21 protein-coding genes are annotated in these 24,571 nt (G+C 74.8%); 8 read left to right on the top strand and 13 right to left on the bottom strand.

Going from position 1 to position 24,571, the window contains the following annotated elements:
* Nucleotides 1–143: 143 nt before the first annotated feature.
* The 10 genes from ACFW1I_RS23520 to ACFW1I_RS23475 form a co-directional block, all read right to left on the bottom strand.
* Entirely contained in the window at nt 144–1,223 is a 1,080-nt protein-coding gene (locus ACFW1I_RS23520; RefSeq protein ID WP_384673147.1) for a Zn-dependent alcohol dehydrogenase, read from the bottom strand.
* 31 nt (nt 1,224–1,254) lie between these two features.
* Nucleotides 1,255–2,646, bottom strand: coding sequence for an aldehyde dehydrogenase family protein (locus tag ACFW1I_RS23515; protein ID WP_384673144.1), 1,392 nt, complete (start codon nt 2,644–2,646; stop codon nt 1,255–1,257).
* Nucleotides 2,647–2,906: 260 nt separating this feature from the next.
* Nucleotides 2,907–3,671, bottom strand: coding sequence for a class F sortase (locus ACFW1I_RS23510; RefSeq protein ID WP_384673142.1), 765 nt, complete (start codon nt 3,669–3,671; stop codon nt 2,907–2,909).
* Nucleotides 3,672–3,720: 49 nt separating this feature from the next.
* On the bottom strand, nt 3,721–4,347 hold the full coding sequence (locus ACFW1I_RS23505; RefSeq protein ID WP_384673139.1) for a hypothetical protein: 627 nt from the start codon (nt 4,345–4,347) through the stop codon (nt 3,721–3,723).
* Between the two features lie 128 nt (nt 4,348–4,475).
* Nucleotides 4,476–5,927, bottom strand: coding sequence for a CitMHS family transporter (locus ACFW1I_RS23500; RefSeq protein WP_384673136.1), 1,452 nt, complete (start codon nt 5,925–5,927; stop codon nt 4,476–4,478).
* A gap of 118 nt (nt 5,928–6,045) precedes the next feature.
* Entirely contained in the window at nt 6,046–8,262 is a 2,217-nt protein-coding gene (locus ACFW1I_RS23495; protein ID WP_384673133.1) for a molybdopterin oxidoreductase family protein, read from the bottom strand.
* 166 nt (nt 8,263–8,428) lie between these two features.
* Entirely contained in the window at nt 8,429–9,076 is a 648-nt protein-coding gene (locus tag ACFW1I_RS23490; protein ID WP_384673131.1) for a TetR family transcriptional regulator, read from the bottom strand.
* Nucleotides 9,077–9,095: 19 nt separating this feature from the next.
* Nucleotides 9,096–10,379 carry a hypothetical protein gene (locus ACFW1I_RS23485; protein ID WP_384673128.1) on the bottom strand — a complete coding sequence of 428 codons (1,284 nt, stop codon included), beginning with the start codon at nt 10,377–10,379 and terminating at the stop codon, nt 9,096–9,098.
* Nucleotides 10,376–11,203 carry a hypothetical protein gene (locus ACFW1I_RS23480; protein ID WP_384673127.1) on the bottom strand — a complete coding sequence of 276 codons (828 nt, stop codon included), beginning with the start codon at nt 11,201–11,203 and terminating at the stop codon, nt 10,376–10,378. Before ACFW1I_RS23480 ends, ACFW1I_RS23485 begins: the two co-directional genes overlap by 4 nt.
* The gene (locus ACFW1I_RS23475) at nt 11,200–13,317 is read right to left on the bottom strand and encodes a right-handed parallel beta-helix repeat-containing protein (protein ID WP_384673124.1); all 2,118 of its coding nucleotides are present in this window, start codon (nt 13,315–13,317) and stop codon (nt 11,200–11,202) included. Before ACFW1I_RS23475 ends, ACFW1I_RS23480 begins: the two co-directional genes overlap by 4 nt.
* 166 nt (nt 13,318–13,483) lie before the next feature.
* Between ACFW1I_RS23475 and hmgA the strand changes: the two genes are divergently transcribed.
* The 4 genes from hmgA (at nt 13,484) to ACFW1I_RS23455 (ending at nt 17,920) form a co-directional block, all read left to right on the top strand.
* Nucleotides 13,484–14,797, top strand: a complete 1,314-nt coding sequence (gene hmgA, locus ACFW1I_RS23470) for a homogentisate 1,2-dioxygenase (protein ID WP_364943831.1) — start codon at nt 13,484–13,486, stop codon at nt 14,795–14,797.
* 48 nt (nt 14,798–14,845) lie between these two features.
* Complete coding sequence (locus ACFW1I_RS23465) at nt 14,846–15,595, top strand: GntR family transcriptional regulator (protein ID WP_384673121.1); 750 nt, start codon at nt 14,846–14,848, stop codon at nt 15,593–15,595.
* Nucleotides 15,596–15,709: 114 nt separating this feature from the next.
* Nucleotides 15,710–16,684 (top strand): hypothetical protein, encoded by a 975-nt coding sequence (locus ACFW1I_RS23460; protein WP_384673118.1) that lies wholly within the window; start codon nt 15,710–15,712, stop codon nt 16,682–16,684.
* 9 nt (nt 16,685–16,693) lie between these two features.
* A complete protein-coding gene (locus ACFW1I_RS23455; protein WP_384673116.1) occupies nt 16,694–17,920 on the top strand; it encodes a type ISP restriction/modification enzyme in 1,227 nt (408 codons plus the stop codon).
* Here ACFW1I_RS23455 and ACFW1I_RS23450 read toward each other — a convergent pair.
* Nucleotides 17,907–18,650 (bottom strand): TetR/AcrR family transcriptional regulator, encoded by a 744-nt coding sequence (locus ACFW1I_RS23450; RefSeq protein WP_384673113.1) that lies wholly within the window; start codon nt 18,648–18,650, stop codon nt 17,907–17,909. The genes ACFW1I_RS23455 and ACFW1I_RS23450 overlap by 14 nt on opposite strands.
* Nucleotides 18,651–18,711: 61 nt before the next feature.
* On the opposite strand from ACFW1I_RS23450, the gene ACFW1I_RS23445 reads away from it, so the two are divergent.
* The 3 genes from ACFW1I_RS23445 to ACFW1I_RS23435 all read left to right on the top strand — a co-directional run bounded on the left by ACFW1I_RS23445 (nt 18,712) and on the right by ACFW1I_RS23435 (nt 21,681).
* Entirely contained in the window at nt 18,712–19,650 is a 939-nt protein-coding gene (locus tag ACFW1I_RS23445) for an ATP-binding cassette domain-containing protein (RefSeq protein ID WP_384673111.1), read from the top strand.
* The gene (locus ACFW1I_RS23440) at nt 19,647–20,423 is read left to right on the top strand and encodes an ABC transporter permease (protein WP_384673108.1); all 777 of its coding nucleotides are present in this window, start codon (nt 19,647–19,649) and stop codon (nt 20,421–20,423) included. Before ACFW1I_RS23445 ends, ACFW1I_RS23440 begins: the two co-directional genes overlap by 4 nt.
* Nucleotides 20,424–20,484: 61 nt before the next feature.
* A complete protein-coding gene (locus tag ACFW1I_RS23435) occupies nt 20,485–21,681 on the top strand; it encodes a CaiB/BaiF CoA transferase family protein (protein WP_384673105.1) in 1,197 nt (398 codons plus the stop codon).
* A gap of 84 nt (nt 21,682–21,765) precedes the next feature.
* Here the strand turns inward: ACFW1I_RS23435 and ACFW1I_RS23430 are convergent, their stop codons facing one another.
* Nucleotides 21,766–22,038: a hypothetical protein gene (locus tag ACFW1I_RS23430; RefSeq protein ID WP_384673103.1), complete on the bottom strand. Its 273-nt coding sequence runs from the start codon at nt 22,036–22,038 to the stop codon at nt 21,766–21,768.
* 297 nt (nt 22,039–22,335) lie between these two features.
* On the opposite strand from ACFW1I_RS23430, the gene ACFW1I_RS23425 reads away from it, so the two are divergent.
* Nucleotides 22,336–23,352, top strand: coding sequence for a protein kinase (locus ACFW1I_RS23425; RefSeq protein ID WP_384673101.1), 1,017 nt, complete (start codon nt 22,336–22,338; stop codon nt 23,350–23,352).
* Here the strand turns inward: ACFW1I_RS23425 and ACFW1I_RS23420 are convergent.
* The gene (locus ACFW1I_RS23420; protein ID WP_384673099.1) at nt 23,336–24,142 is read right to left on the bottom strand and encodes an SGNH/GDSL hydrolase family protein; all 807 of its coding nucleotides are present in this window, start codon (nt 24,140–24,142) and stop codon (nt 23,336–23,338) included. The genes ACFW1I_RS23425 and ACFW1I_RS23420 overlap by 17 nt on opposite strands.
* Between the last annotated feature and the right edge of the window lie 429 nt (nt 24,143–24,571).

The raw sequence follows: 24,571 nt of genomic DNA, 5'->3' as shown, positions 1-24,571 counted from the left end.
GGGCGGGGGCGACCGCAAGCGGCTGGCCGGTGGCGCCGGGCGCCCCCCCGCGGGTGTACGCGGACAGCCGGAGGCGGGCCGCCTCCTGCCCCGCCCACCGGGGCGGGCCTCGGGGTCGCGCTCCGGAGGACGTAACCCTCGGGTCAGAAGACGACGAGGGCGCGGCCGCCCTTGCCCGCGAGCATGGCGTCGAAGGCGCCGGGAATGCCGTCCAGGGTGATGCGCTCGGTGACGAGGGCGCCCAGGTCGAAGCTGCCGTCCCGGATGTGGCCGGCGATGACGGGCAGGTCGGCGGCCGGGTCCGAGTTGCCGTACACGCAGCCGGCCAGGGTGCGGCCCCAGTGGAAGATCTCCAGCGCGTGGAAGGAGACCTGCTGGTCCTTGCCGCCGATGCCGACGACGGTCGTGCGGCCGCCGCGCCGGGTGGACTCCCAGGCGGTCCGGATGGTGACGGCGCGGCCGACGCACTCCACGGCCACGTCGACGCCGTTCCCGCCGGTCAGCTTCCGGATCTCGCGGGCGGTGGTCTCCGAGGCCACCACGTACTCGGTGGCCCCGGCGGCCCGCGCCAGCTCCTCCTTCTCCGGGGAGACGTCGACGGCGACGATCGTGGACGCCCCGGCGATCCGGGCGGCCTGGAGGGTGGCGAGGCCGACGCCTCCGACGCCGAAGACGGCGACGGTCTCGCCCGCCCGGACCCGGGCCGAGTGGTGCACGGCGCCCCAGCCGGTGAGGACGGCACAGCCGAGCAGGGCGGCGTCGGCGAGCGGTACGCCCTCCGGGACGGGCAGCACGCAGTTCGCGGCGACGACGGTCTCCTCGGCGAAGGCCGCCACGTTGAGGCCCGGGTGCAGTTCGCGCCCGTCGGCGGCGCGGGCGTGCACGTTCGCCGCGCCGTTCAGGGCGTTGACGCAGAGCCACACCTCGCCGAGCGAGCAGGGGTGGCAGGAGCCGCAGGACGGCGCCCAGTTGAGGACCACGCCGTCGCCGGGGGCGACATGGCTCACCCCCTCGCCGACGGAGACGACGGTGCCGGCGCCCTCGTGGCCGAGGACGGCCGGGACGGGGACCCGCATGGTGCCGTTGGTCAGCGACAGGTCGGAGTGGCAGACGCCGGCGGCGGCGAGCCGGACCCGGACCTGGCCGGGGCCGGGCTCGGGCAGCTCGATGCCGGTGATCTCCAGGGGGGCACCGACGGCGGGCAGGACGGCGGCACGGATCACGGGTGTCTCCTTACTGCGGGCGGGTCGGGGCTCAGAACTGGAGGGACTTGGTCTGGAGGTACTCGGCGAGGCCGTGCGCGCCGAGTTCCCGGCCGACGCCGGAGCGCTTCCAGCCGCCGAAGGGGGCGAGCGGGTTGAACCGGCCGCCGTTGATGTCGACCTGGCCGGTCTCCATGCGGCGGGCGAAGGCGACCGCCTCGGTCTCCTCGCCCCAGACGGCGCCGCCGAGGCCGTACTCGGTGCCGTTGGCGATCGCGAGGGCCTCCTCCTCGTCCTCGTAGCGGAGGAGCGAGACGACCGGGCCGAAGATCTCCTCCTGCGCGATGGTCATCCCGGGGGTGACGTCGGCGAAGACCGTCGGGGAGACGTAGTAGCCGGTCTCCAGCGGGGCCTCGGTGCCGCCGGCGACGAGCCGGGCGCCCTCCTCGACGCCCTTCTCGATGTAGCCGCGGACCCGGTCGCGCTGGCGGGCGCTGACCAGCGGGCCGAGGCGCTCGCCGGGGACGTACTTGGCGGCGGCCTCGGCGGCGAGGGCCACGGCCTCCTCGTACCGATCGGCGGGGACCAGCATCCGGGTCCAGGCGCTGCACGTCTGACCGGAGTTGGACATGACGTTGGCGACGCCGGCGGCGACCGCCTTGGCGAGGTCGGCGCCGGGCAGGATCACGTTGGCGGACTTGCCGCCGAGTTCGAGGGCGACCCGCTTCACGGCGCCGCCGGCGAGGGCGCCGATGCGGCGGCCTACGGCGGTGGAGCCGGTGAAGGAGACGAGATCGACGCCGGGATGCTCGGCGAGGGCCTGGCCCGCGACCGTGCCGATGCCGGTGACCAGGTTGAAGACGCCGGCCGGGAGGCCCGCCTCGTGGACGGCCTCGGCGAAGAGCTGGGCGGTGAGCGGGGTGTCCTCGGCGGGCTTGAGGACGGTGGTGCAGCCGGCCGCGAGGGCCGGGGCGACCTTGGCGACGATCTGGTGGAGCGGGTAGTTCCAGGGCGTGATGGCGGCGACGACGCCGACCGGCTCCGCGTAGACGGTGGAGTTGCCGACCTTCTCCACGAAGGGGTGGGTGGCGGCGAGTTCGGCGTACGAGCCGGCGACCGCGACCGGCAGTCCGGCGTGCACGGCCGCGGCGAGCCTGGGCGGGGCGCCGAGCTCGGCGGTGACGGTGGCGGCGATCTCCTCGGCGCGGGCGGCGAGGACGTCGCGCAGGGCGGCGATCCGGGCGGCCCGCTCGGCGGGCGGGGTGGCGGCCCAGCCGGGCAGCGCGGCGCGGGCGGCCCGCACGGCGGCGTCGACGTCCTCGGCGGTGCCGGCCGGCACGTGGGCGATGACCTGCTCGGTGGCCGGATCGGTGACGGGGATCGTCCCGGAGGAGGCCGCGGGGCGCCACTCCCCACCGATGTACATCGCGTCGTGGGCCTTCATCAGCTTCCCCATTCCCGGTCCGCTCGACCGCTCGCCTGCGGCGGGGCCGATCCGCTCGGCGCCGCCGCCCCAAACTAGCGCTGATAGTTTTAGGGCGCCAGGGCCTGTCGGCGTGGGGCGGATCTCATCGCGGAGCGGGCCGCGGGGCGGGGCGCCGGCGGCGGACCGGGCGGGTGCGCGCGGAACGGCCCCGCGCCGGGGCCGGCCGGCCCCGCTGGGGGCGACGGTACCCGACACGGGGCCGGTGCGGTCCGCGCGGTTCAGATCGTCTTGTCGACACCGGTGAGGTGGGCGAAGACGACGATGTTGGCGTCGTAGCCGGAGCCCCGGTCGTAGGCTCCGCCGCAGGTCAGCAGGCGCAGCTCGGGCCGGTCGGTGGAGCCGTACACCTCCTCGTCGGGGAAGGCGGACTTCGGGTACGTGCGCACCTTGTCCACGGTGAAGACGGCGACCCGCCCGTCGGCGCGGGCGACCCGGACGGTGTTGCCGGGGCCGAGCGAGTCGAGGTCGAGGAAGACGGCCGGTCCGGTCAGCGTGTCCCGGTGGCCGACCAGCACGGCCGTGCCGCGCTCGCCGGGCGCGGGGCCGCGGGCGTACCAGCCGACCTTCTGCGGATCGTCGACCGGCGGCACGCCCAGCCGCCCCTCCCGGTCGAGGCCGAGGTCGAGGGTGGGCGCCTCGATGGTGATGGCGGGCACGGCGACGAGGGTGGGACGGGAGCGGGCGAGCGGGGCGGGCGGGGCGGCCGGCTTCTCGGGCGCCCGGGCCCGGGCGGTGGCGCCGGCCCGGCTCCCCGTGGCCCCGGTACGGCTCGCGGCGGGGCCGGTAAGGCTCCGGGCCGCGTCCGCGCGGCCGGGGTCGGCGGCGCCGGAGGCGGCCGGGGCACCGGAGGCGGGGCCGGGCGCCGCGGCCGACGCCCCGGCGTCGGACTTGGCGTCGGCCCCGGCGACGGGCTGCCGGTCGGCGGGGTCCCCGTCCCCGCTCCACCACACGCCCCCGGTCACCAGGACCACGGTCACCGCCATGGTCCTGGTGAGCCGGAGGAGGCGTCGCTGCCGGCGCGTGAGGCGGGCCTTACGCCGCGCCATCGTTGCGGCGGCGCGAACGGCGGATCAGCACCAGGCCGACGGTGCCCGCGAGGCCGGCGGCGACGGCCGCGCCGACACCGAAGGCGGAGGCGTCCTCGTCGGCCGCGATCTCGGCGCTGCCGCCGCCGCCGGCGCCGACCGGGCCGTGCGGGGGCTTGTGGTGGCCGTGCCCGCCGTTGCCGTTGCCGCCGTTGCCGTTGCCGTTCTCGCAGTCGACCTGGAAGACCTTGTGCTTGCCGGCGCCCTGCTCGCCCTGGAAGTTCCAGGTGAGCTTGTACATGCCGTCGGGCAGGCTGTAGTTGTTCTCGGTGCGGCCGGTGCCGGTCGGAAGCGTGAAGCCGCCGCTCAAGGTGGCTCCGCCGGGCTTCGCTGGCTGGGGCTCGATCTTCCAGGTGATCGCCTGGTCCTCGTCGAAGTTGAAGGCGGCGAGGTAGAACTTGCAGACCTTCGGCTCGTTGCGCTGGTCGTTCGCCGGGGTGGACGCCTTGTGGATCTTCACGTCGCCGTTGTCGCCGGGGGCGGCGTACGCGGGCTGGCCGGCGCCGAGGAGGGCGAGGCCGGCCAGGGCGAGACCGGACGCGGCGGCGAGGGGGCGGGCGGTGCGAGCACGCATGCGTGTTCCTCCGTGAGGATGTCGTCGGACATTTCAACCGATAATCCGACTATCTGTCACGAGAGGAACACGCGCGGTCGCGACATGCGCAAGCCCCGCGGCCGGTCCCCCGTCCGGCCCAGACCCGGTCAGACGATGCCGAAGAGGATCGCCGCCGCGAGGACGACCAGCGAGGTGAGGGCCGCCCACTTCACCGTGAAGCGGGTGTGGTCGCCGAACTCCACCTTCGCCATGCCGACCAGCACGTACACGGCCGGGACCAGCGGGCTCGACATGTGCAGGGCCTGGCCCACCAGCGAGGCGCGGGCGATCTCCAGCGGCGAGACGCCGTGCGCGGCACCGGCCTCGGCGAGGACGGGGAGGACGCCGAAGTAGAAGCCGTCGTTCGACATGAAGTAGGTGAGCGGCAGGCTCAGCAGACCGGTCACGAGCGCCATGTGCGGGCCCATCGCGTCCGGGATGGCGCCGACCAGCCAGTCGGCCATGTGCTTGACCATGCCCGTGCCGGTGAGGACCCCGGTAAAGACGGCGGCGGCGAAGACCATGCCGGCGACGTTGAGGACGTTCTCCGCGTGCGCGGCCAGGCGCTCCTTCTGCTCGGCGGGGCGCGGGTAGTTCACGGTGAGCGCGAGGGCGGCGCCGAGGAGGAAGAGGACCGGGATCGGCAGCAGTTCCAGGATCATCGCGGTGAGCAGGGCGACCGTGAGGGCGGCGTTGAACCAGTACAGCCGGGGGCGCAGGGTGGCGCGGTTCGGGTCGAGGCCCTGGAAGCCGGGGGCGGCCGGGTCCTGGTCCGCCGCACCGGAGCCGCCCGTGCCGGTGCCGGCGGCGCCGGAGGCCGTACCGCCCGAGCGCCGCGCCGGGCGGCCCTCGCCCTTGCCCGTCGCCCGGTCCGCTCCGCCGCCGGCGCCCACCAGGACGGTCTCGCCGTCGGTCCCGGTGGCGAGGGCCTCGTCGAGGGTGAGGTAGCCGATCCGCTTGCGCTCGCGGCGGCCGAGGACGTACGCGAGGGCGACGACGAAGACCAGGCCGACCGCGAGGGCCGGGATCATCGGGACGAAGATGTCGCCGGCGTCGAGCTTGAGCGCGGTCGCGGCGCGGGCGGTGGGGCCGCCCCAGGGCAGGGTGTTCATCACGCCGTTGGCTGTGGCCGCCACGCCGGTGAGGACGACGAGGCTCATGCCGAGCCGCTTGTAGAGCGGGTACATCGCCGAGACGGTGATCATGAAGGTGGTGGAGCCGTCGCCGTCGAGGGAGACGATCGCGGCGAGCACCGCGGTGCCGACGACCACGCGGACCGGGTCGGCCTTGCAGAAGCGCAGGATGGCCCGGACGATCGGGTCGAAGAGACCGACGTCGATCATGACGCCGAAGTAGACGATCGCGAACATCAGCATCGCCGCGGTGGGAGCCAGCTTGCTCACGCCGTCGATGACGTAGTCGCCGAGCTGCGCGCCCTGTCCGACGGCGACGCAGAACAGGGCGGGGATCAGGACGAGCGCCGCGATCGGCGACATCTTCTTCATCATGATCAGGACCAGGAAGGTCGCGATCATGGCGAAGCCGAGGACGGTCAGCATGGAGGCACCTCACGTTCACCGTTGAACAGCCGCCGAGCGGCGGTCCGGATGACCGTAGGTGCCTCCTTCCGGCCTCAACAAGGGGTCAGCGCGTGAGCAATACGAGCAAAACCCCAGGTCACAGCCGCCCTGCCGGTGCCAGCGGGGTGACCTCGACGGGGAAGCCGTTGAGGACGGCGGTGCCGGAGAGCGGGTCGAGGAGGGTGCCGTCGAGGAGCTGGTTGACGTTGACGCCGGGGCGGGCGGCGGCCACGGTGAGGCGGGTGCCGGGGCGGTCGTGACCCCAGCCGTGCGGGAGGCTGACGACCCCGGGCCGCACCGCGTCGGTGACCTCGACCTCCGCGGTCAGCTCGCCGCCCGCGCCCTTGATCCGGGCGGGGGCGCCGTCGGCGAGCCGCAGCCGGCCGGCGTCGTCCGGGTGCACCTGGAGGGTGCAGCGGTTCGAACCCCCGGTGAGGGCCGGGGTGTTGTGCAGCCAGCTGTTGTTGGACCGCAGGTGGCGGCGGCCCACCAGCCGCAGCGTCCCCGGTTCGGGTACGGCGGCGAGGGCGGCCCGCAGCCGGGGCAGGTCGGCGGCGATCGGCTCGGGGAGGAGTTCGATCCGGCCGCTGCGGGTGCGCAGGACCTCGTCCAGGCGGGGCTTGAGCGGGCCGAGGTCGATGCCGTGCGGGCGGGCCTTGAGCTCGTCGAGGGTGAGGTCGTACGGGCCCAGCCGCAGCATCAGGTCGAGCCGCCGCTCGGCGCCGCTCTCCCCTGTGAGCCCGGCGGCGAACTCCTTGGGGTCGGCCCCGTACGCGGGCGAGTGCGGCTGGGTGACGGCCCTGGCGAGGGCGGTGTCGACGGCGAGGTCGTCGACGGCGGACGGCGGCGCCCCGTGCATGCCGGAGGCCGCGAGGACCAGCCGGGCGTGGATCTCGCACTCGTCCATGCGGCCGGGCTCCAGGGGGACGGCGGCCGGGGTGAACCGGACCTGGTCGCGGACGGCGAACCCGTTGAAGGCGAAGTCGAAGTGGGCGCTCTGCGAGGGCGGCGGCGGGGGCAGCAGGACGTCGGCGTGGCGGGTGGTCTCGTTGAGGTAGGGGTCGACGCAGACCATCAGGTCGAGGGTGTCGAGGGCGGCGTCGAGCCGGAGTCCGTCCGGGGCGGAGAGGACGGGGTTGGCGGCGATGGTGATCACCGCCCGGATGCGGCCCTCCCCCGGGGTGTCGATCTCCTCCGCGAGCGCGGCGAGCGGGAACTCCCCCTTGACCTCGGGGTGTCCGGAGACGCGGCTGTGGCGGCGGCCGAGGAGGAAGCCGCGGCCGGGCCCGGCGGGGCGGGGCGCGGGGGCGGTGGCGGAGCGGGGGAAGAGGGCGCCGCCGGGCCGGTCGAGGTTGCCGGTGAGGACGTTGAGGACGTCGACGAGCCAGTTGGCGAGGGTGCCGTGGGCCACGGTGGAGCTGCCCATCCGCCCGTAGACGGCGGCGGTGGGCGCGGCGGCGAGCTCCCGGGCGACGGCGCGGATCGCGCCGGGGTCGAGCTCGCAGACGGGGGCGACGGCCTCGGGGGTGAACTCCCGGACGGCGTCCCGGACCTGGTCGATGCCCTCGGTGCGGCCGGCGAGCGGGCCGGGGGCGGCGAGGTCCTCGGCGAAGAGGGTGTGGACGAGGGCGGCGAGGAGGAGGGCGTCGGTGCCCGGCCGGGGGGCGAGGTGGCGGTCGGCGAGGCGGGCGGTGCGGGTGCGGCGGGGGTCGACGACGGTGAGGGTGCCGCCACGGCGGCGGAGCGCGGCGAGCCGGCCGGGGAAGTCGGGGGCGGTGCACAGACTTCCGTTGGAGTCCAGCGGGTTGGCTCCGATGACCAGGAGGTGGTCGGTGCGGTCCAGGTCGGGCACGGGGACGGCGAAGGGGTCACCGAAGAGGAGGCCGCTGGAGACGTGCTTGGGCATCTGGTCGAGCGTGGAGGCGGTGAAGAGGTTGCTCGTGCCCGTGGCGCGGAGGAGGAGCGGCGGGTAGAGCGCCCCGGCCATCGTGTGGACGTTGGGGTTGCCCAGGACGATGCCCAGGGAGTCGGGGCCGTAATCCTCGATCAGGGGGCGGATTCTCGCCGCGATCGTGTCGAAGGCCTCCTGCCAGCTCGCCTCGCGCAGGCTGCCGTTCTCGCGGACGAGCGGGGTGCGCAGCCGGTCGGGGTCGGCGTCGACCTGCGGGAGGGCGGCGCCCTTGGGGCAGACGAAGCCTCGGCTGAAGACGTCGTCGCGATCCCCGCGGGCGCCGGTGACCCGGCTGCCGTCGAGGGTCAGGACGAGTCCGCAGGTCGCTTCGCAGAGCGGGCAGATGCGCGGGGCGGTGGGCATGACGTCTCCCGTGGGCGGTGGCGGGGCGGCGGCTCGCCGCGAGCATACCGACCGGTAGGCACGGTGGGGAGGGGTCGGAGGGCGGACGCGCGTCGGCGGCCAGGCCGAGCGGCCGATACGGAGAGGCCATGCCGAGCGGTCAGTGCGGAGAGGCCATGCCGGGCGGTCAGGCGGAGAGGGAGGGGGCGAGGTAGGCGTGGAGGAGCTGCCGGGTCTCGCGGATGAGGGCGGCGTCGCCGTCCGGGTCGGCGCGGAAGGCGAGGCGGACGAGGGTGTCGGCGGTCTCGACGCCGACGAGGACCTTGCGGCGCAGCGTCTCGTCGGAGGCGCGGCCGAGGTGGGTGGCGAGCAGGCCGCAGATCCGCTCGGCGACCAGGCCGTTGGGGTCCTCCGGGGACGCTCCCCCGGGTTCCTCGGCGGCGGGGACGCCGAAGTCGACGAGGGCGAAGCCGGGGACGCTGCGCTTCATCGCGATGAACTCGTCGAGGACGCCGTCGATGGCGGAGTGCGCGTCGAGGACCGCGGTCCGCTCGAAGCGGGCGGCGATCAGCTCGGCGTACCGGTCGAGGTTGCGGTGGGCGAGGGCGGCGACCATGGCCCGTTTGTTGCCGAAGAAGCGGTAGACCGAGCCGATCGGGACGCCGGCGCGGACGGCGACGGCCCGGGTGCTCAGCTGTTCGTAGCCGGTCTCGTCGAGGAGGCCGGCGCAGGCGTCGAGGATGCGGGCGAGCCGCTCGGCGCTGCGCTGCTGGACGGGGGTGCGGCGGAGCGCGGGCGGCGGGCCGGACGGGCGGGGCTGGGGCACGGGGTCCATGATGCCGCTCCGATCCCGTTCAGGCGATGAGCAGTCCGATGCCGCCGAGGGTGTACGCGATCATCAGCGCGAAGAGCGGGAGTTGGCCGGCGACGGCCCGGGCGGGCGGGAAGAGGCGGACGGACCGGTCGTGGGCGGCGACGACGCCGAGGACGTGGCCGGTGACGATCGCGGCGACCTGGAGGACGGCGAGGCCCGCGGGGCCCAGCGGTGGGGCGGGCGAGGGGGCGTTGTCAGTGCCCGCTGCCATCATGACGGTACGTGGTCCTTCGACCGCGAGGAGTGAGAAGTAGTGGGCGACGAGATAGCCGAGGGCGATGGGCAGCAGCGAGTGCGCGAAGGAGGTGAGGGGTGTGGTGAGGGCGCGGTTCAGGAGACGGAGGGCGCCGGCGCAGAGGCCGTAGCAGGCGGCGGCGAGGGCGACGGCGGCGAGGAGGCCGAGGGTGGCGAGGACGGTGGGGTCGAGGGAGGAGGTCTGGAGGGCGGTGATCCAGCGGGGGTTGTCGGAGAGGCCGTCGTAGGCGGTGGTGCCGAGGAGGACGCAGACGGTGGCGACCAGTCCGGGGGTCTCGGGGGTGGAGTCGAGGCCGTTGAAGGGAGAGCGGAGCACGAGCCGGCCGTCGGCCCGGCGGCCGAGCGGGGAGAGCCGGGCGAGGAGGGAGGAGTAGACCTCGAAGGGGTCGGCGTGGGCGAACCAGGCGGCGCCGTGACGGGCGGCGCCGAGGAGCTGGACGGCGAGATGGACGGCGAGGGCGGTGAGGAGGACGGGACGGGAGGTGTTGTCGGGGGCGACGAGTTCGAGCCAGGCGAAGAGGAGGAGTCCCGCGGCGGCGGGGCGGATGCCGACGGCGGCGGGGATCGGGCGGGGTTTGGCGGGCGGGCGGAGGGAGAGGAGGGCGCGCAGCGGGTTGAGGAGGCGCCAGACGGGGCCGAGGAGGAGGGAGGCGGGCACGAGTCCGACCCAGAGGAGGACGTAGAGGGCGCCGGCGGCGGGGTTGCGGTCGGGATCGTCGGGGCCGAGGAGGAGGTGGGCGAGGAAGAGCAGGGCGAGGGCGGCGCCGAGGGCACGGAGGGCGGTACGGGTGGCCGGGGCGTCGGCGAGGCGCTGGAGGGAGGCGGGCAGGGGGCGGCCGGCGCGGTCGCCGCGGAATCGGGAGGCGGACCAGAGCAGGGCGAGGCCCAGGAAGGAGACCAGGAGCGCGGTGAAGGCGCCGGCGTAGGCGTAGAAGGGAGACAGGGGCAGGTCGTGCTGGGCGCCGACGCCGTGGGCGAGCGGGAGGGGCGGGGCCTGGACGGCGGTCACCGGACCACCAGTTGGGTGAGCACGAGTCCGGACTCGTGGGTCTCCACCTCGAAGAGGCCGGTGCGGTCGGCGGTGAGGGTGAGGGTGGCGGGCGTGCCGGGGGCGAGGGCCGCCTCGCGGTCGTAGCCGTGGACGTGGACGGTGTCGGCCCGGTCGGAGGTGACGCGGAGGGTGATCCGCTCGCCCTTCCGCACCTCGACGCGGGAGGGGGCGGGGGTGACGGTCGAGCCGGTGACGCGGACGTCGAGGGTGCGGCCGACGGGAGTGGGAGTCGGGGTGGGGGTCGGGGTGGGGGTCGACGTGGGCGTCGGAGTGGGGTTCGGGGTGGGGGTGGTGGTCGGGGAAGGGGTGGAGGTGAGGGGGAGGGTGGTCTGGACGGGCTTGCCGGAGACGGCCCAGACGGTGTGGTCGTCGGCGTGGAGGCGGACGGTGAGGGTGCGGGCGCCGGGCGGGAGGTGGAACCAGGGGCCGTACGCGCGGGCGGTCTCGCGCCCGTCGACGAGGACGCGGGCGTGACCCCGGCCGGCGAGGGCTCCGCCGCCGGTGGACTCGGGGGTGAAGCGGAACCTCTCCACGGTGAGGTGGACGTTCCAGCCGCCCTCGCTGTCCGGGCGGGCCTCGGCGCGGACGGCGGGCGCGTCGGCCGCGGGGAGTTCCCGGAGGCGGTGGCCGGACTCGTCGCGCGCCGCGAGCAGGGTGCCGCCGGTGCCGGTGGCCTGCTCGTGGCCGGTGCCGGGCTTGTGGTGGGTGGTGGGGCGGCCGCCGCAGCCGGCGGCCAGGAGCAGGACGGCGGTGGCGGCGACCGCCGTGCGGAGACGGCTCATGCGGTGGCCTCTTCCACGGGCTCGGCGGGACCGGCGGTATCGGCCGGCTCGGCGGGATCTGCCGGCTTGGTGGGCCTGGGGGCCGGGGGCGCGAGAGTGGCGGGGGTGGGGGTGGGGCGGGTGCCGGCGGCTATGACGGCCCACAGGACCCAGACGACGCCGAGGAGGAGGCGGAGCCAGGCGGGGCTGAGGGGGATGCCGGGGATCATCAGGACGGCCTTGTCGAAGGCGTCGAGGAGGGTGAGGAGGCCGAGGACGACCGTGGTCCAGGCGAAGACCGGGCGGGTCGGGCGCAGGAGGAGGCCGGTGACCGTCCACCAGGTGCCGGTGAGGAGGAGGGCGAGGGCGGGGACGTAGGTCGGGGCGAGGGTGAGGGTGGAGCCGGCGACGTCCAGGGCGAGGCCGGCGAGGCCGGTGGCGAGGGCCGCGGCGGCGAGGCGGCGGCCGCGCAGGCGGCGCCACCACAGGGCGGTGCCGACGAGGGCGAGGAGGAGGGCGGCGGCGAGGGCGAGCTGGGTCTCGACGCGCTCCAGGCCGCGGGCGCCGTACCAGTCGCAGCCGGCGGGGAGGCGGCGGGCCTGGACGTTGTAGTCGGCGCAGACGAGGAGTTGGGCGAGCTTGACGGGTTCGCCGACGAGGCGGGCGGTGGCGCCGGAGACCTCGCCGCGGGCGGCGCCGCAGGCGGGCAGGGCGCGGGGGCTGGAGGCGCCGGTGTCGGACTGCCAGCAGTTCGCGCTGCCCTGGCCGTCCCACCAGACGTCGGTGCGGTTGGGGCGGGAGTTGCCGGCCTTGTCGGTGCCGAGGCGGTTGTTCGCGTAGCGGTTGTGGTGGGAGGTGTCGGTCTGCTTGGCCCAGGCGGACTCGCCGCGGATGAAGGCGGGGACGGCGTTGAGGTAGAAGGCGGTGCGGTCGTGGCCGTAGATCCAGTTGTCCTCGTAGAGGTTCCAGTTGCCGCCGGCGGTGATGATGCCGCTGCCGGGGGGCATGGAGATCTGCGGGCAGACGACGCCGTTCTCGTAGCCGCGTTCGGCGGGCGGCTTGGCGCAGGTGCCGTCGGCGACGTACGGGTAGTAGTCCTCGTTGTTGTCGTGGATCAGGTTCCGCTCGAACCTGGCGTGGTTCTGCGGGAGTCCGGGGTGGCCGGGGAAGGCGGAGTCCATGGAGGCGCCGCCCATGTTGTGGTCGAACTCGTTGTCGTGGACCCAGACGGAGTCCCCGGCGGTGCCGGAGTAGCCGACCATGTTGTGGTGGCTGCGGCAGCCGGTGATCTCGATGGAGTAGCGGGGGACGTCGTAGCCGCGGCCGTCGTTGATGTTCGAGGCCGAGCCGGGGTAGATGCCGGAGTCGCCGTTCCCGTAGGACTCGCAGTTCTTGTAGAGGCCGTGGTCGGAGGCGAAGGTGAGGAAGCCGTACTCGTCGTTCCACCGGGTCAGGACGTCGTCGATGACGAAGCCGTCGGCGGCGAGGACGTACAGCGAGTTGAAGGTGGTGCGCTGGGCGGTGAAGTTGCGGAAGTAGACGCCGTCGGACCTGTCGGCGCGGATCGCGTTGAGCTTGGCGTACTTCGCGTCGATGACCACGTCGAGGCGGGAGGCGCCGGTGCCCTCGATCTGGAGGTCCTTCTTGCCGAGGATCGCGACCAGGTTCTGGTTGTGCGGGCACCGCACCTGCTGTTCGTAGCTGAGGATCTGGTAGCCGAAGGAGGACGTCGGGGCCTCCAGGGAGGCGCAGGCGCCGGTGGGGGCGGGCAGCGAGGGCTCCTCCTCGTACAGGCCGGGCAGGATCGCGATGGTCGTGCCGGGCTTGGTCACCGCGTCGACGGCCTGCTGGAGGTGGCGGAAGCCGGAGCGGCCGCAGCGGGCGAAGAGCTCCAGGTTGCGGGCCTTGAGGGCGGCCGGGAAGGCGGCGATCCGGCGGTCGAAGTCGGCCCGGTCCGTCTTGCAGACGAGGAGGTCGGGCTCGCCCGTGCGGAGTTCCGGCACGCTGCCGGAGCCGTCGGGGAAGGTGACGGGCCGCTCCTCGTGCGCCTGGGCGCCGGGGGCGGTGAGCAGGGCCGCGGCGAGCACCGCGAGCACGACCGAGAGCACGGAGACGAGCCTTCTGGTCCACGACATGGCCGCGAGAGTAGAGCATTGTTCATCTTTTTGACCCCGCCGTGCACGGACGGATCGGAGGGCGGCCGCGCCGGCTCGTCGGGCCGCCCCGTTGACGGGAGCGGCGCGGAATCCTACGGTCATCCATAGGAATCCTTTCAGGACCAGCGCAGGACAGGAGCGGGCGATGACGACCGAGCAGGCCAGGAAGACGGCCGAGGCGCTCACCTACAGCACCGGATTCGGCAACGAGCACGGCTCGGAGGCGCTCCCCGGCGCCCTGCCGGAGGGCCGCAACTCGCCGCAGCGCGCCCCGCTCGGGCTCTACGCCGAACAGCTCAGCGGCAGCGCGTTCACCGAGCCGCGGGCGCACAACCGCCGCTCGTGGCTGTACCGGATCCGCCCGTCGGCGGCCCACCCGCCGTTCGTCAGGACGGACAACGGCGCCGTCCGCACCGCGCCCTTCGCGGAGACCGTCGCCGACCCCAACCGGCTGCGCTGGAACCCGCTGCCGGACCCGGCGCCGGGCACCGACTGGCTGGCCGGCCTGTGGACCCTCGGCGGCAACGGCGACGCGACCCAGCGCACCGGCATGGCCGTGCACCTGTACCACGCCAACGCCTCCATGGAGCGGGTCTTCGGCGACTCCGACGGCGAGCTGCTGATCGTCCCCGAGCGCGGCGGCCTCCTGCTCCGCACCGAGCTGGGCCTGCTCGCCGCCCGCCCCGGCGAGGTGGCGCTGATCCCGCGCGGGGTCCGCTTCCGCGTCGAGCTGCTGGACGAGACCGCGCGCGGCTACGTCTGCGAGAACTACGGCGCCCCGTTCCAGCTCCCCGACCTCGGCCCGATCGGCGCCAACGGCCTCGCGAACGCGCGGGACTTCCGGGCCCCCGTGGCCGCCTACGAGGACGTCGAGGGCCCGGTCGAGGTGGTCAACAAGTTCTGCGGCAACCTCTGGACGGCGACGTACGGCCACTCGCCGCTCGACGTCGTCGCCTGGCACGGCAACCACACGCCGTACGTCTACGACCTGCGCCGCTTCAACGTCATCGGGACGATCTCCTACGACCACCCCGACCCGTCCATCTTCACCGTCCTCACCTCGCCGTCCGACACCCCCGGCCTGGCCGGCGTCGACTTCGTCGTCTTCGCGCCGCGCTGGCTGGTCGGCGAGGACACTTTCCGGCCGCCGTACTTCCACCGGAACGTGATGAGCGAGTACATGGGCCTGATCGAGGGCGCGTACGACGCCAAGGCGGAGGGCTTCGTGCCGGGCGGCGGCTCGCTGCACAACATGATGTCCGCCCACGGCCCCGACCGGGAGACCTTCGACCGGGCCAGCGCGGCCGAGCTGAAGCCGCAGAAGATCGACGACGGCCTGGCCTTCATGTTCGAGACCCGCTGGCCGGTGACGGCGACCGCGCAGGCGGCCGGCGCCGACCACCTGCAGCGGGGCTACGACGACGTGTGGCAGGGTCTGGAGCGTCATTTCCGGCCGTAGAGTCCTGACGCAGCCCCCGCCCCACCCCGTCGTCGTACGGAGAACGCCGTGACCGCCTTCGCTCCCGACTCGCTGGTCCTGAACCGCAAGCTCCCGCTGTGGTACCAGGTCTCGCAGTCCCTGCGCGCCTCCATACTGGGCCGCACGCCCGACGCCTCGCTGCGGCTGCCCACCGAGGAGCAGCTCGCCGCCCACTACGGCGTCAGCGTGCTGACCATGCGGCAGGCGCTGAAGGAGCTGGAGGAGGAGGGGCTGATCAGCCGGCACCGGCGGCGCGGCACCTTCATCGAGCCGGGCGCCCGGCGCTCCACGCCGCGCCGGCTGCTCGGCTCGATCGACGCGATCGTGGCCCAGCAGTCCGGCGAGCGGACCACGGTCCTCGGCCACGGCCCGGAGCCGGTGCCCGGCGAGCTCGCCGAGCACTTCCCGGACCTGGCCGAGGTCGCCACCTACCGCAGGCTGCGCCGCGACGGCGAGAGCGGCGAGCCGACGAACTGGGCGGAGAACGCGGTCCGCCCGGAGTTCGCCGCCGCCATCGACCCGGCGGACCTGGAGCGGTGGCCGATGACGAAGGTGCTCCGGGACGTCGTCGGGGTGCGGATCAGCCGGATCACCGACACCGTCGAGGCGCGCCTCGCCGACCCGGAGACCGCGGAGCTCCTCCAGGTCCCGCTGCTGTCCCCGATCCTCCACTACACCGGCGTCACCTACGACGAGGACGGCCGGGTCGTCGACGTCGCCCGCATCCGCTACCGCGGCGACCGCTTCTCCTTCACGGTGACGGTCGAGGCGCACTGACGCGGCCGGGACGGCCGTTGCCGGAGCCGGGCAGCGAAGGCGACGGCCCACTGCCCGGCTCGCCCCTGTCCCGCCCGCCCGCGCCGGGGCAGACTGGGCGCCGGGGGTGATCGCATGAGGCACAGACCGTTCTTCCGCTGGGTGCTCACGCTGGGCGTCGCGCTGTTCGCGGGCGCGGTGGGCCTGTACGCCACCGCGTCGGATCCCGCGGTGCGCCAGATCGACCTGGCGGTGGTCGACGAGAGGGCCGACGGCGTCTGCCGGGTCCAGTGGCACGACCCGTACGAGAAGCGGACGCGCGAGGGGCCGTACCACTGCGACCCCGGCCGGGCCGACTCCCTCAAGGCGCCGCACTACGGCGACAGCCGCGGCTACGGCTGGGAGACCGGCTTCATGTACACCGAGGGCCCGGACCGGGGGGACCTGGAGGACCTCGGAGCCGCCCCGGAGACCGCCGCCTCGGACGTCCTGGTGCTGTTCGGGCTCGCGTTCGTCCTGATCGGACTGGTCGGCGGGAACCTCCGGGCCCTCCCCCGGGTCCTCGGCGTGGAGGCGCGGCTCGTGCGCCGCGCGACCGCGCTGGCCGAGGCGGCCGGTCGGGCCGCCGGGGACTACGCGCGGGTGGTGGAGGCGGCACGTGAGGCCGGGGCTCGCGGGGAGCCCGGCGGGGCGCCCGATCCCGAACTGGTCCGTGCCCTGTGGGTGCTGAAGGAGGCCGGGCCCGAGGCACACCGCTCGGCGGAGGCCGGCCGGAAGCTGGCGAAGCGGCTGGCGGTGCTCCTGGAGAAGGCCGCCCCCGCGGCCGGGCTGCGGAACAGGCTCCAGGCCGGGCCCGCCGCCCGCGACGCGGCCGAGGCGGCCGTCGCCGCACTGCGCCGGCTGCTCGCCGACGCCGAACGGGACGGCCTGCGGGAACGGTTCGCCCAGACCTCGGTCGACCTGCTGCGCGGTCAGGACGCCGAGTGGGCCGCCCTCGCGGCCGGGACCGACTTCGAGCGGGATCCCGAGGCGTACCGCCGTCTGTCCGAGGAACTGGCGCCGCGCGAACCGGTGGCGCTCCCCGGGTCCGGCCGCGGCCGGCGCCGCTGACGGCTTAGCATGCCGGGCGTGACAGAGGCTTCGCGGCGGCAGGCGTCCGCACCGGACGAGGACACGCCCCTGCTCGACGAGCTGATGCCGTGGTCGGTGGCCCCGCTGCGGTTCGGGCGGGCGTGGATCGTGGCGCCCGACGTCCGTACGCTGCGCGGGCGGTGGGAGCGGCTGGTCGCGGCGGAGGGCGGCGAGCGGGAGGAGCTGTTCCGGCCGAGCCGGGCGCGCACGCCGGGCACGGCGGTGGCGGCGCTGCCGGGGCAGCGGACCGGGACCGGGAGGTTCGCCCGCGAGACCGGGCCCTGTCCGGAGCCGGTCCGGGTGCTGTCCGAACCCTTCGACGAGGAATGGCTGCTCCCCGACCACCGGCTGATCGACACCGCCCGCCCCGAGCTGTGGCGGGTGGCGGGCGGTCCGCAGCTCTTCGTGGTGGAGCAGGGGCATGTGCCGGGGGCGGCCGGGCCGCCGCTGGTGGTGAGCGGCGCGCTGCCCGAGGGGCGGTCCCCGGCGGGCCGTCCGGGCCGGATCCGGCCGCTCTTCCGGCGTCCCGGCGGGGCGGAGCCGAACCTGGCGCCGGGGTTGTCCGGCTTCCTGCGGGAGCGGTACGGGGCGGTGGAGCCGGTCCAGTGGCTCGCCTGGGTCGTCGCGGCGGCCGTCCCCTCCCCCGCCGGCTGCCGGGTGCCGCTGCCCGCGGACCCGCAGGTGTGGGCGGCGGGGGTGGCGCTCGGGCGGGACCTGCTCGACGTCCAGCTGCGGGGCGCGCTGAGCGGGACCCGGCCGCGGCTGCCGGGCGGGCGCCGGCCCTATGTGCGGGCGGCGGTCCCGGCGCGCCCGGAGGCACTGGCGTACGACCCCGTCGACGAGGTGCTGAGCGTGGGCGGGGGCCGGATCTCCCCGGTGCCGGAGGCGGCCTGGGAGTACCGGGTCGGCGGGGTGCGGGTCCTGGAGCGGTGGTTCGCCCGCCGGACCGCGCCGGCCGCGCCGGGCTCGCTGGAGGCGATCGGTCCGGCGGCCTGGCCGCAGGAGTGGACCTCCGAACTCCTCGACCTGATCACGGTGCTGGCGCTGCTCGGCGAACGGGAGGCGGAGCGCGCCCCGTTCACGGCGGGCGGCGGGCCGGGCCGGTCGGCGCTGCGCGCGGCGGGCGTGCTGCCGGTGCCGGACCGGGCGCGCCGCCCGGCCTCGGTCCTGGACCATCAGGAGGAGGGCCCGGAGGGCCAGTTCACGCTGGTGTGACGGTCTCCCCGGCGGGTCCCGACGGGGCGAAGGAGTCGAGCAGCCGCGCGATCGTCATCGCGAAGATCTCGTCCGCGTCGACGGGGGCGGCCGGCTCCGCGAGCAGCGCGGCGAGGTGCGGGTAGCGCCCGGTCGCCACCTGGCCCATGAGGTAGGCGCCGCGCACGGCCTGTTCCGCCTCCTCGGACCAGGGCAGGCCGCGGGCGCGTTCGGCGATGGCCTGCTCGTTGCGGACGGTGGCCATCACGGTGCCGTTGACCATCGCGATGAGCTGCATCTTGAGGCCGGCGGGCACGTCGAGCGGGGCGAGGCAGCCGAGGCACCACTCCAGATAGCGCAGGGCGTTCGGGCTGAAGCCGTAGGCGGTGGTCATGACCCGGGAGAGCCAGGGGTGCCGGTACATGATCGCGCGGGTCTGGTGGGCCAGCTCGGTCATGTCGGCCCGCCAGTCGCCGCTGGGCCGCTCCGGGAAGGCGTACTCGGCGCTGGCCGCGTCGACCATCAGCTCGTACAGGTCCTCCTTGCGGGGGACGTAGTTGTAGAGCGACATGGTGCCGCAGCCGAGGTCGGCGGCGATCCGCCGCATGGAGACCGCGTCGATGCCGTCGGCGTCGGCGATGCGGACGGCCGCGTCGACCACGTCCTGCCTGCTGAAGGCGGGTTTGGGGCCGCGGCCCGCGCGCTCGGGGCGCGCCCAGATCACTTCGGGTTCGGCCGCTCGGCCCGCCATCTCATCACCTCGCCCTCCATCGTAGTTACGTACACCGTACGTAGTGCGGTACGGTCTCCGCATGACAACTACGTACGCTGTACTTAGTGAGGGTCTGGAGAAGCGGTACGGCGAGGTCCACGCGCTGCGCGGGCTCGATCTCGCGGTCCCCGAGGGCACGGTCTGCGGTCTCCTCGGCCCCAACGGCGCCGGCAAGACCACCGCCGTCCGGATCCTCACCACACTGCTCGCCCCGGACGCGGGGAGCGCCCGCGTCGCCGGCCACGACCTGGTCCGCGACCCGGCGGGGGTCCGCCGGCGGATCGCCGTCACCGGCCAGTACGCCTCCGTCGACGGCGACCTCACCGGCGCGGAGAACCTGCGCCTCTTCGCCCGGCTCCTGCGGCTCCCGCGCGCCCGCGCCGACGAACTCCTGGAGGAGTTCGGGCTCGCCGCGGCCGGGGACCGGCTCGCCCGCACCTACTCCGGCGGCATGCGGCGCCGCCTCGACCTCGCGGCGAGCCTGCTGGCCCGCCCCTCGGTCCTCTTCCTCGACGAGCCGACCACCGGCCTCGACCCGCGCAGCCGGGGCGCCGTCTGGGACACCGTCCGGGGACTCGCGGCGCAGGGCACCACCGTGGTGCTCACCACCCAGTACCTGGAGGAGGCCGACCGGCTCGCCGACGACATCGTGCTGATCGAGGAGGGCCGGGCCGCCCACCGGGGCACCCCCGCCGAGCTGAAGGCGCTCGTCGGCAGCCGGGCCGAGGTCGTCCTCGCCGGGCCCGGACCGCTGGAGCCCGCCGCGGCGGTCCTGGACCGGCTGACCGGCTCGGCGCCGGTCCTGGACGCCGAGCGCCGCACGGTCGGCGCGGTCACCACCGACCCCTCGCTCACCCTCCCCCGGCTGGTCCGCGAGATCGACGCCGCCGGGATCCACATCGTCGACGCCTCGCTGCGTCCGCCCACCCTCGACGAGGTGTTCCTGCGCCTCACCGGACGGAAGGAGACCGCCGCGTGAACGCGCTCGCCCTCGAAGGCGCCGCCCTGGTCGGCCGCAACCTCCGGCGGATCCGGCACGCCCCCGCCCTCACCGTGATGTCCCAGACGATGCCGATCGTCTTCCTGCTCTTCTTCGGCTACGTCCTCGGCGGCGCCCTCGCCATGCCCGGCGCCGAGTACCGCTCCTTCCTCGTGCCGGGCCTGCTGGTCGCGACCGCCGCCGGCGGGCTGATGACCGGCATGTTCCAGGCCGCCCAGGACACCCACCGGGGCGTCACGGACCGCTTCCTGACCCTCCCGGTCGGGCGCGCCGCCGTGCCGCTCGGGCAGGCCGTCGCCGACCTCCTCGTCTGCGCCGTCGGCACGGTCCCGCTGGTCCTGGTGGGGTTCGCCATGGGCTGGCGGATCGAGGGGAGCGCGCTCGAAGCGCTGGGCGCCTTCGGTCTGCTGCTGCTCTTCCGCCTCGCCACGACCTGGGCGGGGATCCTGCTCGGCCTCGCCTCCGAGAGCGAGGAGGCGGCCGGTCAGCTCGGCAGCGCCACCTTCATGCTGCCGCTGCTCTCCAACGCCTACATCCCGACCGACGGCATGCCGGGCTGGCTGCGCACGGTCGCCGAGTGGAACCCGATCTCCGCCGTCACCACCGCCGTGCGCGCACTCTTCGGCAACGCCCCCGTGCCGGACGGCGCCGCCTGGCCGGTGGCCCATCCGGTGGCGGGCTCGCTGCTGTGGTCCCTCGGGCTGATCGCGGTCCTCGCACCGCTCGCCGTCCGCCGGTACGGGCGCCGCTGAGCGGGCGGTGTGAGCCGGCTCCTGATGACAGGGCCCGGCCGGGCGCGGTAGGCAGACGGGCATGAGCACTCAGCCACTCCCCCTGGACGGGATCACGGTCGTCTCCGTCGAGCAGGCCGTCGCCGCGCCCTTCGCCACCCGCCAGCTCGCCGACCTCGGCGCCCGGGTGGTCAAGGTCGAGCGCCCCGACGGCGGCGACTTCGCCCGCGGCTACGACACCGCGGCCCGCGGCCTGGCCTCGCACTTCGTCTGGTGCAACCGCGGCAAGGAGTCCGTCGCCGTCGACCTGAAGGAGCCGCGCGGGCGGGAGCTGGTGGGGCGGCTGGTGGCGGACGCCGACGTCTTCGTGCAGAACCTGGCGCACGGGGCGGCGGCCCGGCTCGGCCTCGACGCGGCCGCCCTCTGCGCCGCGCACCCGCGGCTGGTCGCCGTGGACATCTCCGGGTACGGACCGGACGGCCCGTACGCGCACCGGAGGGCGTACGACATGCTCGTGCAGTGCGAGACCGGGCTCGTCTCGGTCACCGGCACCCCCGGACAGCCCGTCAAGTCCGGCATCCCGGCCGCCGACATCGCGGCCGGGATGTACGCGTACTCGGGCGTCCTCGCCGCCCTCGTCCGGCGCGGCAGGACCGGCCTCGGCGGACCCGTGGAGGTCTCGCTCTTCGACGCGCTCGCCGAATGGATGGGACATCCGCTGCACCACGGGGCGCACGGAGGTACGGCCCCGGCGCGCACGGGGCTCGCCCATGCGGTGATCGCGCCCTACGACGCCTATCCGACGGCGGACGGCGGCCTGGTGCTGCTCTCGGTGCAGAACGACCGCGAGTGGCGGCGGCTCGCCGAGCGGGTGCTGGAGCGGCCGGAACTCGCCGTCGACCCGGACTTCGCCACCAACGCCGCCCGGGTCGCCGGGCGGGCCGCGACGGACGCGGCGGTCGGGGCGGCGCTCGGCGCGCTGCCGGCGGAGGAGGCGGTACGGCGCCTGGACGCGGCCGGCATCGCCTGCGCGCGGCTCAACACGGTGGCGGAGCTGGTGCGCCATCCGCAGCTGGCGGCCCGGGACCGCTGGCGCCCGGTGGACTCGCCCGTCGGCCCCCTGCCGTCGCTGCTGCCGCCGGTCGGCTTCCCCGGCACCCCGGAGGCGCCGATGGGCCGCGTCCCGGCCCTGGGCGAGCACACGGACGCGGTCCTCGCGGGCCTGGGCGTCCCGGCGGCGGAGGTGAAGGAGCTGCGGGCGGCCGGCGTGATCGCCTGACCGGGAGGGCGGGCGGGTACGACGAAGCGCCGGACGGGCGGGGACGCGTCCGGCGCTCTCGGCGTGCGGGTGTGCGGCGGAGGGCTAGTGGTGGGCGCCGAAGAGGGTGCGGCGCAGGCGGCGGAGCGGGGCGAAGAGCGAGACCCGCGTCCGGCCGACGTGCGGGCTCTGGACCGGCGTCTCGTGGCGACGCGTCGTCAGTTCCCGCATGAGCAGGGTCGCCTCGGCCACCTCGCGCTGGGGCACGGCGGGACCGCCGAGCACCGCGAGATGGCGGTCGAGGCGCGAACTGGTCGCGCTGCTCCCGCAGGTGATGGCAGGCACACGCGGCCTGCTGCGCATCGTTATCTGTTCCATGTCACTCCCCACCCGTACGAGGGCACCCGGCCCGGGCAGGTTAACCCTATCGCCCCACAGTGACACGCGTGTATCCCGCCGACGGGATTCACTGCACTCGTACGGGGGTTGACGGTCACTCTACGAATCCATCTGATTCCAGGGCGAGTTGGACAGGGTTCGAACACCTGCCGAACCGTCATGAACCATCCTGCACCCCGGCGGTCCGCCGATGACCCCGGCGTGTTGTGTGATCTACGCCACCGGGGGCCGTTCGGGTGGGTCGCCACCCGGCGGGGGCGCGGCTACCGTGGGGTCATGACGCTGATCGCGGGCCGTTACCGGCTGCTCGACGCCCTCGCGGAGGGTGCGGCGGGGATCGTCTGGCGCGCCCGGGACGAGGCGCTCGGCCGCGAGGTGGCCGTCAAGGAGGTGCACGCCCCGCCGGGGACGCCGGAGTCGGCGGAGCGGCTGCTGTACGCGCGCGTGGAGCGCGAGGCGCGGGCCGCGCGGGCGATCTCGGGACCGGGCGTGGCAGAGGTGTACGACGTGGCCGTGGAGCACGGCCGGCCGTGGATCGTGATGGAGCTGGTCCGGGGGCTGACGCTGGCGGAGACCCTGGAGGCCGGCGGGCCGCTGCCGGACCGGGAGGCCGCGCGGGTCGCGCTCGGGGTGCTGGCGGCGCTGCGGGCGGCCCGGGAGGCCGGTGTCCCCTATCGCGAACTGGGCCCGGACCGGGTGCTGCTGGCCAACGACGGGCGGGTGGTGGTGACCGGTGTGGCCACCGGCACCTCGGCGCCGGACGCCGCGCCCGACGCGCCGCCGCCGGGGCCCGAGGAGGACCTGCGGTCGCTGGGCGCGCTGCTCGGCGGGATGGTCGCCGATCCGCGGTCGGGGCCGCTGGCGCCGGTGGCCGCGGGGCTCGCGGACCCGGACGCGGGGGTGCGCGCCGGGGCCGTGCGGGAGCTGGAGCGGACGGCCGGGGCCGGCGAGGGGCCGCGCGGGGGCGTGCGGGCCGGTGGGGCGCCGGAGCGCGGACCGGAGCGGTCGGAGCATCGGGAGCACGACGGCCCGGGTGGTGTGCGCGGGGCGCGTCCGCAGGAGCGCGCGGGCGCCGGGACGCGGCGGCGGGGCCCCGGCAGGCGGGCGGTGATCGTCGCCGGGATCGCCGGGCTGCTGGTCATCGTGGCGGCGCTGGTCTGGCAGGCCGTCAGGGACGGGGGTGCGGGCGCCGGTCCGGGCGGGGGCGGGGCGTCGAGCACCGCTCCTGCCGTTCCCGGCGCCGCGGGTACGGGTGCGGAGGACGGGGGACCCGCCGCTACGCCGCGTTCCTGAAGGTGGGCAGGTAGCCGCCCGACTGACCGTTGGCCGTCGGGTGGTAGGACTCGCCGATGTTCAGCCAGTTGACGCTGTGCAGCCAGCTGGAGGACGAGCAGATCTCGTGACCGGTGAAGGCCGGGACGACACTGGCGAAGGCGAAGCCGTGGTCGGCGGCGCGCTTGGCGAGGGCGGCGTTGAGGTGGTCGGAGGCGCCGTTGATGGCGGCGCGCTCGGTCTCGCTGAGGCCGGCGACGCAGCTGCCGTTCAGCTGGTAGAAGCGCGGGTAGCCGAGGACGACGACGCGGGCGGCGGGGGCCTTGGCGCGGATGGCGTTGTAGGTCGCGTCGAGGCGGGCGGGCAGGGTGGAGTCCACGTACGCCTTGGCCTGGTTCACCCGGTTGACGCAGGTGCTCTCGGACTGGAGCACACAGGTCGTCATGACGTCGGCGAAGCCGGCGTCGTTGCCGCCGACGGTGAGCGAGACGAGGTCGGTCGCGGAGGAGAGCGGGGCGAGCTGCTTGGTGGTGACGTCGGTGGTGACGGCGCCGGAACAGGCGGTGAAGGCGAAGGAGGAGGGGGCGTTGGCGTTGGCCCAGAGGCGCGGGTACGCCTTGGTGGAGCGCTTGCAGTCGCCGCTGGCGCTGTCGTAGCTGCCGGCGCCGACGCCGGAGGAGTACGAGTCGCCGAGGGCCACGTAGTCGAGTGCGGCGCTCTCTGCGGCCTGCGCGGCCCCCGCCCCGGTCAGGGCGAGGACGGAACCGAGCAGGAGCGAGGACGCGAAGGCCGCGAATCGCGACAGTTTCATGGAACCTCCCTGGAGCAGGATCTCTGCGCTACCAGGAAGTAGCATCGGAACCGCCGCACCGGAAGTGTTCATGTCAAAAGTCGTCCCGGGGCGCCACTGAGGGCGCCTCAGAAGTCGACGGTTTTCGGCCACCTGAGGAACCGGAAGTTCCTGTCCCGTTTCCTGGTCGAACGAGATCACGACACAACCGCACGCCGCTGCACAGGAGTGCGACGGATCCCCACCTTTCCCACCATGAAAACGGATTGATCAAATCCGATCGAGAAGACAGCGCTTTCGGCCATCGATCGCTCGCCAAAGTGCCAGAAACCGGGCCGCACAAGCGGGACTTGCCATACAGTCCCATTCATCAATACCGTCGTACATCTCACCCGCATCGGTTCATCGGCAAGGCGCTCAGGGGAGAGCGCCGAAGGCCCGGCGGCACCG

The sequence above is a fragment of the Streptomyces sp. NPDC058955 genome (assembly GCF_042741435.1).
GTDB lineage: Bacteria > Actinomycetota > Actinomycetes > Streptomycetales > Streptomycetaceae > Streptomyces.
The sequence above is the reverse complement of the archived record's forward strand: the minus strand, read 5'-3'. Positions and strand labels throughout refer to the sequence as shown.